This is a genomic window from Virgibacillus necropolis (genome assembly GCF_044793635.1).
Lineage (GTDB): Bacteria > Bacillota > Bacilli > Bacillales > Amphibacillaceae > Virgibacillus_F > Virgibacillus_F necropolis_A.
The window spans coordinates 2,373,572-2,389,299 of the sequence record NZ_CP084992.1 but is presented as its reverse complement, the minus strand read 5'-3'; the positions used below and the strand labels follow the sequence as shown (position 1 = coordinate 2,389,299).

15 protein-coding genes are annotated in these 15,728 nt (G+C 36.8%); 3 read left to right on the top strand and 12 right to left on the bottom strand.

Translation table 11 applies throughout. The annotated features are described in order from the left end of the window. Positions 1-28: 28 nt before the first annotated feature. The gene (locus LG329_RS11580) at positions 29-448 is read right to left on the bottom strand and encodes a GNAT family N-acetyltransferase (protein ID WP_404450975.1); all 420 of its coding nucleotides are present in this window, start codon (positions 446-448) and stop codon (positions 29-31) included. 314 nt (positions 449-762) lie between these two features. On the opposite strand from LG329_RS11580, the gene LG329_RS11575 reads away from it, so the two are divergent. Next, positions 763-2,334 (top strand): M4 family metallopeptidase, encoded by a 1,572-nt coding sequence (locus LG329_RS11575; RefSeq protein ID WP_404450974.1) that lies wholly within the window; start codon positions 763-765, stop codon positions 2,332-2,334. A gap of 42 nt (positions 2,335-2,376) precedes the next feature. On the opposite strand, the gene LG329_RS11570 is transcribed toward LG329_RS11575, so the two are convergent. Continuing rightward, the gene (locus LG329_RS11570; protein ID WP_404450973.1) at positions 2,377-3,423 is read right to left on the bottom strand and encodes a hypothetical protein; all 1,047 of its coding nucleotides are present in this window, start codon (positions 3,421-3,423) and stop codon (positions 2,377-2,379) included. Between the two features lie 178 nt (positions 3,424-3,601). On the opposite strand from LG329_RS11570, the gene LG329_RS11565 reads away from it, so the two are divergent. Next, positions 3,602-5,284 (top strand): M20/M25/M40 family metallo-hydrolase, encoded by a 1,683-nt coding sequence (locus LG329_RS11565; RefSeq protein WP_404450972.1) that lies wholly within the window; start codon positions 3,602-3,604, stop codon positions 5,282-5,284. Between the two features lie 44 nt (positions 5,285-5,328). On the opposite strand, the gene LG329_RS11560 is transcribed toward LG329_RS11565, so the two are convergent. From LG329_RS11560 to hflX, 4 genes are all read right to left on the bottom strand, one after another. Continuing rightward, positions 5,329-5,988: an HAD family hydrolase gene (locus tag LG329_RS11560; RefSeq protein ID WP_404450971.1), complete on the bottom strand. Its 660-nt coding sequence runs from the start codon at positions 5,986-5,988 to the stop codon at positions 5,329-5,331. Positions 5,989-6,015: 27 nt separating this feature from the next. After that, the gene (locus LG329_RS11555) at positions 6,016-7,209 is read right to left on the bottom strand and encodes a class I SAM-dependent rRNA methyltransferase (protein WP_404450970.1); all 1,194 of its coding nucleotides are present in this window, start codon (positions 7,207-7,209) and stop codon (positions 6,016-6,018) included. Between the two features lie 66 nt (positions 7,210-7,275). Then, positions 7,276-8,181 (bottom strand): macrolide 2'-phosphotransferase, encoded by a 906-nt coding sequence (locus tag LG329_RS11550; RefSeq protein ID WP_404450969.1) that lies wholly within the window; start codon positions 8,179-8,181, stop codon positions 7,276-7,278. A 3-nt stretch (positions 8,182-8,184) separates the two neighbouring features. Then, on the bottom strand, positions 8,185-9,456 hold the full coding sequence (hflX, locus tag LG329_RS11545; protein WP_404450968.1) for a GTPase HflX: 1,272 nt from the start codon (positions 9,454-9,456) through the stop codon (positions 8,185-8,187). Positions 9,457-10,004: 548 nt separating this feature from the next. Here hflX and LG329_RS11540 point away from each other — a divergent pair. After that, positions 10,005-10,574 (top strand): hypothetical protein, encoded by a 570-nt coding sequence (locus LG329_RS11540; RefSeq protein ID WP_404450967.1) that lies wholly within the window; start codon positions 10,005-10,007, stop codon positions 10,572-10,574. 6 nt (positions 10,575-10,580) lie between these two features. On the opposite strand, the gene LG329_RS11535 is transcribed toward LG329_RS11540, so the two are convergent. The 6 genes from LG329_RS11535 to tenA all read right to left on the bottom strand — a co-directional run bounded on the left by LG329_RS11535 (position 10,581) and on the right by tenA (position 15,709). Continuing rightward, complete coding sequence (locus LG329_RS11535; protein ID WP_404450966.1) at positions 10,581-11,993, bottom strand: LysM peptidoglycan-binding domain-containing protein; 1,413 nt, start codon at positions 11,991-11,993, stop codon at positions 10,581-10,583. A 128-nt stretch (positions 11,994-12,121) separates the two neighbouring features. After that, positions 12,122-12,838, bottom strand: a complete 717-nt coding sequence (locus tag LG329_RS11530; RefSeq protein ID WP_404450964.1) for a hypothetical protein — start codon at positions 12,836-12,838, stop codon at positions 12,122-12,124. Further along, a complete protein-coding gene (locus LG329_RS11525) occupies positions 12,835-13,587 on the bottom strand; it encodes a hypothetical protein (protein WP_404450963.1) in 753 nt (250 codons plus the stop codon). The genes LG329_RS11530 and LG329_RS11525 overlap by 4 nt, the downstream gene beginning before the upstream one ends. After that, positions 13,568-14,470, bottom strand: a complete 903-nt coding sequence (locus tag LG329_RS11520; RefSeq protein WP_404450962.1) for an ATP-binding cassette domain-containing protein — start codon at positions 14,468-14,470, stop codon at positions 13,568-13,570. Before LG329_RS11520 ends, LG329_RS11525 begins: the two co-directional genes overlap by 20 nt. Beyond that, positions 14,467-14,853: a GntR family transcriptional regulator gene (locus LG329_RS11515; protein WP_404450961.1), complete on the bottom strand. Its 387-nt coding sequence runs from the start codon at positions 14,851-14,853 to the stop codon at positions 14,467-14,469. Before LG329_RS11515 ends, LG329_RS11520 begins: the two co-directional genes overlap by 4 nt. A 169-nt stretch (positions 14,854-15,022) precedes the next feature. Further along, positions 15,023-15,709 carry a thiaminase II gene (gene tenA / locus LG329_RS11510; protein ID WP_404450960.1) on the bottom strand — a complete coding sequence of 229 codons (687 nt, stop codon included), beginning with the start codon at positions 15,707-15,709 and terminating at the stop codon, positions 15,023-15,025. Positions 15,710-15,728: the final 19 nt, after the last annotated feature.

Here is a 15,728-nt window from a genome sequence, read left to right as displayed (position 1 = left end):
CAATTGACTGTTGATATGTTTAGAAATACTACGTCAAACGCTTCTGCAAAAAATACAGGTCATATCCTTTTGGATGGTCATCTATTTTCCCGAAAATTTTATATCCATTCTTCTGATAAAACCCTGGGGCCTGGAAGCTGAACGAATCTAAATATATTAATCTGCAAGCATTCTCCTTCGCAAAGTCTTCCAGCTTTTTTAATAGAAGACTCCCATAACCTTCTTTTCGAAAACGTTTGTCTACCCATAAAAAATCAATATGAATATGATGCCAAAACATATTGGCAGTAATTCCGCCCACTATGTCACCAAAATCATCTCTTAAAATAAAACTAATATCTTCATCTGACGTCTTAATATGGTCTGGGAGTTCTTCCATATTATATTCGATTACTTTTCTCTTGATGTAGTTAACATCATCTGGATTGAACTGATCGGTTATTTCCATTTTATCGTTCCCTCTTTTCTAGACTATTCTTTACTCAATTAAGCTACAGACTATTATACTATCGTGTTACTTCTTAGTTTTGCAAGATTAACTTTTATTATTGTCGAAATATGAAGAAGTACCTATAAAATCCTGGGTACAATGGTTGCAGGCACCTTTCCCAATAAAAACAAACAAGCTATTTACTCCTATTTTTCAACATAATTTTACAATTGTTAGAGAAGATTACCCAATCTATAATCAATCTATCAGACTATATTATATACAGCATCAGTTTGCTATATTTGAATTATCTGAAAAATAGGAGGAATTATATGAAGTGGAAGCCATTAGTAGCGTCACTTGTACTTGGGACCAGTATTATTTCAGGAGGTACACTTGCACACGCAGATACAGGAGACCAAGGCGTAGAAGGTCCACAATTTGTGAAAAAGAACTTTCATGCATCTAAGGCAGTTTCGAAGCAGGCTGTACAGAGTTTTTTCAAGGAAAATGCTACAGAGCTGGGCATAAATCCGAATAAAGATTTAGAGTTTGTGAAGGCGGAACAGGATGACTTAGGTATGACTCATTATACATTCCAACCAGTTGTTGAGAATATTCCTGTTGCCAATGCCAGAGTGGTCGTACATACCAACGAAAATGGTAAGGTTACATCAGTCAATGGAGACTTTCATAAAGATGCACCCACTAAACTAAAACAGCAACGTGAACTTAACAAAAAAGATGCACTCGATGCTGCATGGAAACATATTGATTTAAACCGTGAAGATGCAAATAAAAAAGTTAAATCAATAAAGGGAAACTCCTTCCATACCTTAACAGAAAATAGTGATTTAATTATCTTTCATAAAGATGGTAATTATTCACTTGCTTATCATGTGGAATTACAGTTTTCTGTGCCCTATCCGGCTAACTGGCAAGTATATGTAAATGCCGAAACAGGTGAAGTCTTACAAGCTATTAATCTAGTAAAAGAAGCAACAGGTACTGGAACTGGTGTTTTAGGTGATACCAAGTATTTGAATACGTACTATACGAACGGTACTTATTATCTACATGACGTCACAAAACCAATGAATGGTGTTATCGCGACTTTTGATAACTATGGAGGATCATCTCTACCTGGATATTATGTGACAGATACAGGAAATACTTTCTTTAGTGAACAACAAAAAGCCGCGGTTGACGCACACTTTTATGCTGGAGAAGTTTTTGATTACTATTATAATACATTTGGCCGAGTAAGTTACGATAACCAAGGTGCAGACATCGTATCCACTGTTCATTATGGAAACAATTATAATAACGCTGCATGGACAGGAAACCAAATGATCTATGGTGATGGAGATGGAACAACTTTCACTTACCTATCTGGCGCAAATGATGTTGTAGCACATGAACTTACACACGCGGTAACTGACACCACTGCTGGGCTTGTCTATCAATCTCAATCAGGTGCATTAAATGAATCATTTTCCGATGTATTTGGATTCTTTGTCGACTCTGAAGATTGGTTAATGGGCGAGGATGTGTATACTCCATACCGTTCTGGGGATGCACTTCGATCTATGTCCAACCCAAACGTCTATAATCAGCCTGACCATATGAATGAGTACAGAGACTTGCCCGTAACGCGTGAAGGTGATTGGGGTGGAGTTCACATTAACAGTGGTATTCCTAATAAAGCCGCTTACTATACAATCAATAGTCTAGGAATTTCCAAAACGGAACAAATTTACTACCGTGCCCTAACAGTATATCTTACCCCAAACAGTGACTTCTCTTATGCAAGGGCAGCATTGGAACAGTCAGCAATCGATCTATACGGAGGTTCTGCAGCAAACGCAGTTTCCGAAGCTTGGAATAACGTTGGGGTTTATTAATTGGATTCGGGTGGTGCACTGTGGCACCACCCACTTTATTTATCAGGAAAGTTTCCCAATATAGGTTAACGCTTCAACGTCTTTTGAGTCTGAACTTCCGTCCAATATTTTACGCACATCATTAATTGTATTCTTAAGACTTACTGACTCACCCTTTTGACCAGTGAATTCTTCAGCAACGTAAAACGGCTGAGTCAAATATGCTTCTAATCGCTCGCCACGTTTATAGGTTGTGATTTCAGACTTCGGAATACTTTCCAGTCCTTTAACATTAACCAACGATCGTAATTCATGATACCTGCGCAACAATTTCTGTGCACGTTGCTGAGTTGTAAAGTGGTGCTGATCAATATGTGCGCCTTCCAGGACAGATGATGTAGAATAGACTGGATTCACTGCAGGAAATTTATATCTAACAGAGAGATCTGCATCAAAACGCCATAGTGTTTCAAGCGGTCCATAAGGAAGATCCTCATCTACAACTTCACCTTTTAAATCAACTAAAAACGTCGTGACATTCTGAACGCCAATGTCTTCTAATTGCTCTTGTAATTCATAAATCTTACCCGTTAAAACATGGCTACGGTCAGCCGCAAATGCTATTTCCTTGTCTTTTCCAGCTGCAGCCATTTTTTCATAGGCATCTTCAATTGATGTTGCTGCAATATCCACATAATCCAGAATGTCACTTATTTCCGGATAATCACCTTCTGGTTTTAATAAAACTGTTACAAAACCATCCTTACGCAAGCGGTAAAACAATTCTGTCACAACTACAAGTTGACCCATACCAGGTCGTGATACCAATCCAACTGTACCTCCTTGAGCTAGTGGTGCAAACAAATCAAGTGTCTTAATTTTTGTTTCGATCATCTCAACCGTCTCCCCTCTAATAATCAATTCATCCAAACTACATTCAGCAAGTGATGCAAGGGCAACCAAGGTGCGTACTTCTGATCTACCGACAGGGATTTTCCCAGTACATAAATTTGATACAGTTGCAGGTCGTAAACCAACAGACTTCGCGGCACTGGTTAAGTTAGGCACACGTCTTCGTAACAACGAAACGTTTAAGCTAAGAGTTTCCACATAATCGCCTCCTTACTTTATATAGTAATATATATTACGTTTGAAAGCAATTAATGGTTACTCCTTAAGTAAAAATTATTACGCTATTTTGCTGATGCAAAAACTGTTGGGAAAACTCACCTCGACGTAACGTTATAATCTGATATACTGTTTTATATGGAATAAAAGGAGGGCTCACATGTATCAGTACATAAAAAATTTAACTCAGGTAGAACAAATTGATTACATAACACGACAACTAATTCAAATTGAAAGTATAAACGGTACTAGTGGTGAATTGGATCTAGCTGATACAGTTAAGGAATTTTTGCAAACGCTTCCATTGTTTGAAATGAATCCAGCCAACGTCTGGGAACAAACGATTCCAAATGACCCGCTTGGCAGAAAAAATATCTTTGCGTTTTTAGAATCTCCATCAGATTCAAACAAAACGATTATTTATCATGCCCACATGGATACAGTTGGGATTGATGATTTTGGTAGTCTAAAAAAAGACGCATTAAATTCCGATGCATTAGAAGCGTATTTCAAGGAATATCCATTTAATCGAGACGTTCAAAAGGATGCCCATTCGGGTGATTTTCTCTTTGGCAGAGGATCCGTTGATATGCAAAGTGGTATAGCTGTTCACTTAGCCAATTTACTCTATTTTTCAGAGCATCTAGATGAATTACCGGGCAATATTTTATTTATGACGAATTCCGACGAAGAAAGTCAACACAAAGGCGTTACCTCAGCCATTTCTGAAATTAATAGGATGAAAGCGGAAAAGGATTTGGACTATGTAGCCGCAATAAATACAGACTTTATCACACCTATGTATGAAAATGATCCACACAGATATATTTATACAGGCTCTGCAGGCAAATTACTGCCAAGCTTTTACATTTACGGTAGGGAAACCCACGTAGGTGACACGTTATCTGGAATCGACCCGACACTTATATCGTCAGAACTTAATAGACGTATCAATAATAACTTAGATTTAACCGAAAACATTGATGGGGAACTAATTTTGCCACCGTCTTGTTTGTATCAAAAAGACACGAAGACTTCATACAATGTTCAAACTGCGAAAAGTTGTTATTTGTATTTTAACTACTTCATTTATGAATCTACCGCAAAAGAAGTAATGGATAAGCTTGAAAAAATAACAAATGAGGCCTGTGTCCAAGTTGCTGAAGAAGCTTCTAGGCAATATGGTGAATTTGCGAAACGCAGTAACTTACCAGCAGCTAACGGAAAGAAATGGAGTATTGAAGTAACGACACTTGAAAACTTTATTGCAGAACTAGAAACAATGGAGCTAGATCCAAGGTCTGTTTCGGAACAAGTGGTTAACGAATACAGTTATTTGGATGAACGAATGCTTTGTTTTAAAATTGCGGAGGAGTTACAGCAACTAGACCCAGATAAAAAGCCTAGGGTTATCATTTTCTATGCACCTCCTTACCTTCCGCATAATTTCTTAAATGAAAATAATCAAAAGGATAAAATGCTTTTACAGGTGATTCATGAGGTGATTGATGATGCAAGCAAAGAGACAAATGAGGTATTTTCCATCAATAAGTTTTTTCCTTATTTAGCAGATGGAAGCTTCCTCTCCTTGCATGAGACAGATGCAGAGATTGCAGCATTAATAAACAACTTACCAGAAATGGATACACTTTATCCAATTCCGTTTCAGGAAATCAGAAAGTTAAATGTTCCTTCTATTAACATGGGAGTGTACGGGAAAGATGGACATAAATGGACAGAGCGTGTGTATAAGCCATATTCATTTGAAATACTTCCGAGGCTTATTCGTGATACAACTGTAAAAATGCTAACGGCATTTAATAAATCCCAGATTGATGTATGAAAGCGAAAAGGTGCTAATCATTAATTTTGATTAGCACCTTTTCCTTATTTCCCACTTTTAATAATAGCCGGTATTTCACTCAAATTATCAATTCTGTAATCCGCACATACATCATGCCAAAAGTTATCCTTTTTCCAAATGGTTTTCATCCCAATCTTGTGTGCGGCTTGAATATCTTTTTCGGGATGATCGCCCACGAAGATGCTTTGATAAGGCTCAGTATTGAGTTGGTTTAATGCCTTTCGAAAAATTAATGGATCAGGCTTTTTGATACCTTCCCATTCAGATATAAGAATAGTATCAAAATATTTTTCAATATCCAATGCCTTTATATTGTTCATTTGAAATTGACCTTTCCCATTTGTGATGATGCCTATGTGGGTTGAGTTATCTTTCAACTCTTCCAGCATACAAATAAGATTAGGAAAGGCTATACAGCTATACTTAAACTCGTTCACGTAATCATCTAGAAGGCTTTCCCATGTTAACTTAATATTAAACTCTTCTACTAACTGCCGATACACTTTATCTTTCCAAACATAACCTCGATTGTCTAACTCAATAAACCGGTTTGTATACGCTTCTTTAGGAATATGATTTAAATAGTCGTTCTTCCGCTCATATTGACCAAAAATAAAGTGTTTAACTGATTCATCACGGTTTAATAAGGTACCATCCAAATCAAAAATAACTGTTTTAATCATTACGAGGCACCACCTGAAATAGAATAATTACCTCTTCTCTACAATCAATACCTTCAAATAGTTACCTTGTGGAAAGATCGGATTCGTTTTGAAATCAGATGGCAGAGAAAACTCTTCCAAAATTTTATAGTTTGTATTCATTTCCTTAAAAGCTTTATCAACGAATCCTTTAAACTTTCGCATGCCAAATGATGCATTATTAGTTGATGCAACGATGACACCATTTTTTTCGGTAATGGCAATCGTATCCTTAATTAGCGCCGGATAATCCTTAGCTGTGCTGAATGTATGTTTTTTTGAACGAGCAAAGCTAGGCGGATCCAAAACAACCACATCGAATTTCAATTCTTTTCGCTTCGCATATTTAAAATACTCAAAGACATCCATTACCTTGATATCCTGTTGCTCATAATCTATGCTGTTTACACTAAATTGCTCAATCGTTTTACTTTTACTACGCTTTGCAAGGTCAACATTTGTCGTCTTCATTGCTCCACCGTGTGCCGCTGCTACTGAAAATGCTCCTGTATACGAAAAAGTATTCAAGACATTTTTCCCTTTGGAATACTCATCCCGAATTGCTTTTCTAACCTTTCGCTGGTCTAGAAAAATACCCACCATTGCACCATCATTCAAATAGACCGCATAGTTCATCCCGTTTTCTTTCACGATAATCGGGAATTCTCCGCGTGTCCCTTTTACAAAATCATCATCGTCAATATATTGGCCTTTCGTATCAAAGCGTTTCTTTTCATAAATAGCTTTGTAATCACAAAGTTCATCAATAGCACTGATTACATGATCTTTAAATGAATAAATGCCTGCGCTATACCAATTGATCAAATAATAGCCATCGAAATAATCAATGGTAAAACCGCCAATTCCATCGCCTTCACCATTAAATACGCGAAACGCAGTAGTTTCCGTATTTTTATAGAAGGACTGTCTAGCGTTCAGTGCGACCTCTAATCTCGACTTAAAAAACGCAAAATCAATCGCTTCAGTTTTGTTGTGTGTCAACACCCAACCCAAACCTTTATTCTGTTTTCCGTAGTAGCCCTTTGTGATAAATTGGCGATTTTCATCTATAAGATGAACAATGCTTCCCTCTTCTTTAAGCGCATTTGTGTTCATAATGGTGTCCTTATTAATCAAAGGATAGCCTTTTTTATATTCTGCTATATAGTTAGACTTAACGTTTAATTCAATTACTTTTGTCATATTTTCATCCTATCAACTGTTTTCCTTATTATCGCATGCTAAAGGAAAAAGGCAAAATACATTGGTTTATTCCGCTTCTAGCCCAAGTGTTTGCTTAGCCATAGCTTCATATTCTGACAACCCGGACTTCATAGCGAATTCTGCAATTCCTACTGGATATGCAGCCGATAGCTCTACAATATGCTCAAACATTGATGGCCATACATAGCCACCTGCGTTTTCATATGCACTTATTAATTTTTTCAATGCATCTTCACCGAAAGTTGCTAAATGTGAAACAAAGTCATTAGCCGGATCATCAACATGTGCTTCTGTCCAATCGATGAAACCAGTAACCCGGGCTTCTTCATCAATTAAAATATGACCTGCGTGCAAGTCTCCGTGAATGAATGCAGTTTGTTCCGGCCAAATCGTGTCATTAGCCAACCATTTTTGCCAACGGTTCCACAGCTCTTCATTCACACCAAATTGCTTCTTCACGTTATCCATTCTTGTTTGCATAGACATCTTTATTTCTTCAGGAGTTTGCACAGATAATCCCGCTTCTCTTGCATCATCATGATTGACCTTATGCAACGTTGCCATAGCACTTCCTAATGTTTCATGGAAATTGTCAGGAACATTCTTTTCATCAATTTCCCATACATATGCCTTTGCTTCCATATCAATTGTTCCAGCGGGAATTCCTTTTAATAGCTTATAGCCAATCAATTCTTCAGAAAATATTATCCAATCCGGTACTTGAACTGGTAGTCTTCCTTTTACTAATTCCAAAATATCTTTCTCTTTTTTAGCTGTTGGAACCACGTCTTCACGTCTTGGGAACCGCAAAACCCATCTTTCCCCTTTTGAATCCATTGCAAATACTACTTGAAAGTCAAGCCCTGATTCGTTGTATTTCAGTGATTCCTGACGTAGCTCCAATCCATGTTGCTTAGCCTTTTCTATTACTTGATCATTTGTTAGAGTCATAAATTACACTTCCTTTTTTGTATTTCTTACATATTGCTCAAACTTTTCAGCATCAGCGATTTTACATTCGACTATTAATTTCGTTCCTTCCATCTCATAATCTTCCTGTAATACATTCCCATGCTCATTAAAATATGAAACAACATGGCCATCTGTATATGGGATTAATAATTCATATTGAATATAATCCTCAAAAATATACTCACTAATTAATTGAGCTATCGCCCCAATTCCAACTTTGTTTCTCGCAGAAAGATACACACAATTATTTTCAACAGCTGGAAACTTCCGATCCGATAGATCTGCTTTGTTATAAGCATAGATAATCGGAATATCTTCTATGCCAATTTCCTGCATTATTTCATTCGTTAGCTTTCGTTGCTCTTCATGATATGGATTTGAGACGTCTATCACATGAATGAGAACATCCGCTTCGATCACTTCTTCCAATGTTGATCGGAATGCTTTTACGAGATGGTGTGGCAGCTTATTAATAAATCCTACCGTATCGGTCAATAAAAAGGTTTGATTTGTCGCTAATTTCACCTTTCTTACTGAGGTTTCTAACGTTGCAAACAGCATATCTTTCTCGAATACTTGTTTATCCATTTCATTATTAAATAATTCTAATACCGCGTTCATCATGGTTGATTTACCTGCGTTTGTATAACCTACAAGGGAAACAACCGGAATATCATTTTTGTTACGCTTTTTTCTTTGTGTCTTCCGTTGATCTACTACATTTTCCAGCTCTTTATTTAATTGTGCTATCTTTACTTCAACTTTTCTCCGGTCCAGCTCTAACTTTGTTTCTCCTGCACCTCTATTTTTCAGTCCCGCTCCTCCACCTTGTCGTCCAAGTGACTCGCGGCTACCTATTAATCTTGGTAGCATGTATCTCAACCTGGCAATTTCTACTTGAAGTTTAGATTCTCTCGTTTTTGCACGTTTTGCAAAGATTTCCAGTATAAGCACCGTGCGATCAATAACTCCACAGTCCAAGGACGATTCTAAATTTCTAATTTGTGAAGATGATAATTCGTCATCAAAAATAACCACATTTGCTTCTTTCTCGTTAACCATCGCCTGTAATTTTTCAATTTTTCCTGTTCCAATATAATGTCCTTGATTAACCCGATCTAAATTTTGGGTGATTACACCAACAGTATCAATGTTACATGCGGCAGCTAAGTTTTCTAATTCTTGTATGGAATGTTCAAATTCCTCGTGATTATTCTTTACATTTACCCCAACTAAAACAGCTTTTCGTTTCATATCTATTTCCCTCCATTTTTGCATACTAAAAAAACACAGACATCTGCCTGTGTTTAAGTAAACGGGAAATCCTCAATACAAATTCCAACATCAAAAATGATATGCTAAAAAATCCCCCTTGTAAAAGGGCTAGCATAGATTCATATTAAGTATTTTCAGGTAACAAAAAGAAGGTAGACTACTCCCCTTCTTTTTATCGCATCGTATATAAAAAGGTTTCCTTACAAATGGACAGACTAATCCCGTCTACTCTACAACACAAGCAGAGCTTTTGAACGTATTAAATTAACGGTTCAAAGTTTGGAATCGAAGTCTAACAATCCACACAAGGAAACCCTCCATTTCTAATTAAGATTAGAATAATCATACCATAACAATGATGTAAAAACAATTTAATGTATGAAAATTCATATAATAATCAGCATGATCTACTACCAATATTCAATATACGTCTCAGGTCCTATCATCAACTATTACTCTGGGTGCTTACCTATATTGCAAACACACCTTAATATAAAAAAAGATGATAGTACGAGGGGAGATTTATTATGGAAAATAAGGTATTTATTATCCTGACAGACACTGGAACACTTTTCACAAAAATGATTAAGTATTACACCAGAAAACCGTATAATCACGCATCCATTTCTTTTGATCCGCATTTAACGGACGTATACAGCTTCGGAAGAAAAAGCGAAAGAAATCCTTTTATCGGAGGCTTTGTTAAAGAAGACATTCAAGATGGTTTATTTAAGCAGGCCAGATGTGCAATTTATTGTTGTGAGGTAACGGATATTCAGGTTCAAAAAGTCAATCGTTATATAAAGAAAATAGAGGCACAAAAGCACCTCTATCGATACAATTTATTAGGATTATTTGCAGTTACAGTAAACAAACAAATTAAAAGAGAAAATGCTTACTTTTGCTCACAGTTTGTTGCGACTGTTTTAAAGGAATGTGGCATTATTGATTTCACAAAACCATTATCACTCGTGACACCACATGATTTACAGGAGGCCTCCAATTTTCAATTAGTCTATAATGGCAATCTTAAAGAATTTATTAACCAGATAGAACCGCAAGAAAATGGAGATTTAATAGATTCTGCTATAATATAATTTGTTTTAATACTTTCTAATAGTAAAATTATCTCCTAGGACGGCCCAATTTTCTGGGAATGGATTACCAAGCACCCAATAACTAATACCTCTTAGATTATAATCCTTTACAGTATCGTATTTAGCCTGCACACTCCTGGCATCTTCAAACCAGACCTCGTGCCTCTGACCACTTTCATCTACATATTGAAAAAATGGAGATTGGTAGCTTTCATTATATTGAATCGGCACATTATATTCGGCAGCTAAATTTACAGCTTCCTTTGGACTTATGGTTCTGGCAATCGTTCCCTCCTGCCAAGGAATATTCCAATCACGGCCATACAAAGGCACACCCATTAGAATTTTATCGCGCGGGATTACGGTTACAGCGAAATCTAACACTTCACGTACTTCATTAATTGGGGCGATTGCCCACGGTTCTCCCCCAGCCCATCCCCATTCATATGTCATAATGATTACAAAATCAACAATATTCCCATGTGCCTCATAGTCGTGCGCTTCATATAATAAGCCCTCCTGATCAGCACTATCTTTTGGAGCCAGAGCTGTAGAAACAACTAATCCTTCAGGATGAAAGCGTGCCACGAGACGACGTAAAAATGCATTATAATTTTCCCGGTCTTCTGGATAAACATATTCGAAGTCAATATTTATACCGGTATAGCCTTTTGCTCTTATTGTTTCCAAGATGTTTGAAATTAAGGTTTCTTGTAGCTCAGGATTTCTTAAAATAGTTGCAGCCACATCCGAACTAAACTCTCCTTCCGTAAAGTTTGTTAATACAAGAAGGGGAGCAGTATTCGTCGCTCTAGCAGCTTCTAACACTTGAGATTCCTGCAATTCTGTTATCGTTCCATCTGCCTGCACACTATACATGAATGGTGAAAGGTAAGTGAAATTACTTCCTAAAGCAAGTACTTCACGTCTTCCCTGTTCATTCAGTTGAGTAGTATACGTATTCACTTCAATTATTGGTTTAGCTGAAGCCGGTATTCTTAACCGTTGGCCCGGATAGATATATGACGGGTTCGAAATATTATTCGCGTCAGTGATCTGATTTACAGGAACGCCATATTGCTGTGCAATTCCCCACAAAAATTCACCGACCTGAACAACATGGGTAACATACGGAATCTGAAGCAAGGTACCAACATAAATCAGCGCGGGATTTGTAATATTATTTGCCTGAGCAAGCTCCGCTACCGTTACCCCATAGCGTTGTGCGATAGCCCATAAATTATCTCCTGGTGTAACTACATATTCTTGTTGCAGATTAGGAATCACTAGCGATTGACCCACCACAAGCACATCAGGATTATCCAACTGGTTCACTAAAATAACCTGATTAATATCTACTCCATAACCCTGTGCTATTCTCCACAAAGTTTCTCCACGTTGCACTACATGTATTTCCATTTTCTCTCCTCCAATTATCACTTCTGCTTCTATCTGTCATGATATTCAAGAGGAGCCTATAGTGTTATAAGTGGGTGGAGGAAATCGTTTTGACAAGCCATTGTTCAGATGTCTTCCTTGTTAATTAATCATTCATCAATATACTCAATACCTGCGTAATTATCTTTTAGTAGTTTAATATCTTTAGGTATACGTATATAAAGTATTTGTTCACCTCTTATAATAGATCTACTGCTTTCAACGTCGTGTTCTTCACCTATAAATTGATTTACAGGAAATTCTTGTTTAAACATATTAAAATGAAATTCCGTTCGCTCAGGACTATCTATAGTTAATGTTTCACTCGTTAAATTAACACCTGGTGGTTTTATCTGGTTTGTGACATCAATTCCCCCAACATATGTTGGTGTTTGATAATAAGTAGCATCAATAGTGTTGCTTTCATTACTCTTTCCTCCTACAAAAATGGCTGTCTTAGTAGAAATATTATTATCAAAAACTTTCATGGAAAGCTTATCGCCTTCATATTCAAAACTCCATTGTTTATCAATGAAATTACTGTTAATGCGGGACACATTCCCATTACTAAAATCCACATATATAGAAAGGGAATTTGTTTCATTGACCTCCATATTTGTAGTTGAATTTGCTTCTGTTGGTATCATAAAGAATAACCCTACGGAAATAAGTAAAACTGCAAAATAAGCTCCAAATATCCATTGAATTTTTCGGCCAGATATAAACATTCTCTTCTTTTTTGCATTTCGATTGGTTATAAAAACAACAAACCCAAAAATAATAGCTAGAATAATAATTGGTAGGATTGTAAAAAAGAAAGTCGTCATCGTCTAACCTCCATTCGATTTGACAACAATACAGATCCAGTAAAAAGTATGGCGATTGTAATTACTGCCTTTGATAAAAATAACGGAAAAGATGTTTCCTGGAAGTAAAACTCACCTAACTGTATTAACGGATGAATACCTATACGCTGTTCTCCAAAAGTTATATAGCCAAAAAACACAACTGGCAATACAACTACAAATATTTTATGTAACTGTACCAAAGTTCCAACAAGATACCCAAGAGAACTGAACATAAATACAAACAGAATCGTGGCAAAAAGCCCAAATAAAAGTTCCAGCGGACTAGGTCCTGAGCTAATACCAATAAACTGGCCACTGTCAGGCACATAATACATAACTACTTTTAATAGATACCCTGATAATACGGCAGTAACTCCACCTATTATGCTAGCAGTTCCTAAAAAGACAATGTTTGATAGATTGGCCGTCACTCGATTCGTGACAAAGGTAAAATCATCTTCCCGATATGCTTTTGTGGTAATCAATATTGCACTTATAAAAGCCCACAGCATCGTAAAGACGACTACGATACTTGCCGAGTAATACCTAACATTTATACTTATACCATGGGAGCCACTACCACCAGATCCCCCACTTCCACCCAATGAAAACAAAATAGCCAATATCTGTAACACCATTAACGAGCTAAATACACCAATATAAGCTTTCATTTTATACTGGAATTGCTTTCTCACAAGATTACCGGTACTAATCGTTGTTAAAGACATCGTCAATTCCCCCTGCTTTTTTATTAGTCATGTACACACATAAATCACCGGAAGACACCGGGGCAACTACTAATCCAGCCTCCCTTGCTTTTTCTAAATCAGCTTCTGAAAAGTTATTCCTGACTACGACATATGTACGATTATTACCTAAATCCTTTTTGAAAAAAACTTCCCTGCCATTTGTCAGCACGTTAATGTTTTGTGACATTCCGGTTGCACCAATCGCGTATTCTTTCAATTCATCAATTGGCACATGAAGACGTTTCTCCCCATCTTCAATCAGCAATACTTCTTCCAATATATCTTCCATTTCATCTAAATAGTGACTGGAGATAATTATAGATCGGGGATGCGCCAAATAATCTTTTAATAACGCTCGATAAAAATCCTTCCGCACACTTGCATCCATTCCAGTAGTTGGCTCATCAAAAATCGTTAACGCACATCGGGCTGACAATCCCAAAATCATATTAAATGTACTTTTCTTTCCTTTTGAAAGACTACTATGTACCTGGTTAGGATTAAAAGAAAAATAATCAAATAGACGAAAAGCAAGTTGATTGTCCCATTTTTCGTATACACGTTCAGCTTCATGCAGTATTTCAGAAAGGGTTAAAGCGGTAGGAAGATCCATTAGGTCATCAACAAAAATGGTGTTTGCCGAAACCTTGATGTTATTAAATGGTTGTTCCGAAAATACTTTTACCTCACCGGAAGTTTTCCACCAATATCCTGCCAATATTTTTAATAAAGTGGTTTTACCTGCACCATTTGCGCCAATTAAACCTGTCACTTTATTTTCTTCAATTGCTATAGATATATCATTCAACGCTGTCAAACGCCCATGTTTTTTTGTTAAATCCGTACATTCGATGATATTCATTCCTCTGCCCCCTTACGTTCGTTTGTGAAGGATTTTATCATCTCGATTAATTCATCCTCACTAACATGTAGCCGATCAGCTTCCAAAATTAGTTCTTTTAACATACCCTTCAGGTTTTTATTTTTTCTTTTTTCCATAATAATCCCAATAGCATTATCTGACACAAACTTTCCAAGTCCACGTTTATTAAAAAGTATGTTCTCATCAGATAGAATATTTAATCCCTTTGCTGCTGTGGCTGGATTAATCGTAAACATTTCTGCAAGCGTGTATTGAGAATGAACCTTTTCACCCTGTTGAAAATTCCCATTCAAAATTTCTGCCTCAATCCACTCCGAGATCTGTATATAAATTGGTTTCGTACTGTCTGTGTTAAGAATCAAATTTGATCCCTCTTCTCATCAAAGTTAGTGCATTAGTGTTGTAACCTAGTATATTACCCTGCGTTAGATAAAGCAAGAAGTTTTTGTGGCGGTGCCTGTCACTTCCCGGTTTTTGTCGAAAAAAAGATGCCTCCCATTAGGAAGACACCTATTGCTATATCTATTTAATTTACACTTTTACATAGTCGCCAACTGGCCACACTTCACAGGTATATGCCATTTCCCAGAATGACAACTCCAATTGACAGCTTTTTCTAAATGCAATTCTAATCTGTTCTAGTTCAGCAGGGCTTGCATCTGCAGCTAATTTATCCAACATATCTCGCATCTGCATAGTAATTTCCGCAACCTCTTCATTCGCGTAAAACGAAATCCACGGGTGGAATGGATGATCTTCCGCAGGTTGGTAATCGTGCATTAATTCCTGTCCAATCTCTAAATATGTCCATGGACAAGGTAAAAGTGCTGCAATTGTTTCAGCTAGACTTCCCATATGTGCATGGTACATCATGTGCTTCACGTAATGATCTGCTGTTGGTGGCAGTGGATAGCCTTGGAGTTCCTCATAACTTACACCAATTTGTTCACAAAAGTTATTGTGTGGATGGACTTCACTATTTAACACGAAATCAATCTGGTTGTTAAAAAAGCTAATATCCCCTCGGTTGTTTGACTTGGAGATTGCTATTCCATAAATGTACATAAACGCATTTAAGTACTCATAATCAGCTTTTATATAATGTGCTAATGCCTCTTTTGGAACACTACCTTTACCAATTCCTTGTACAAAGGAATGGTTAAAAATCGCCTCATAAACATCTTGGTTTTCTTTGCGTAACGTTTCAGTGAAAGTCATTAAAATGCCTCCTTGAATT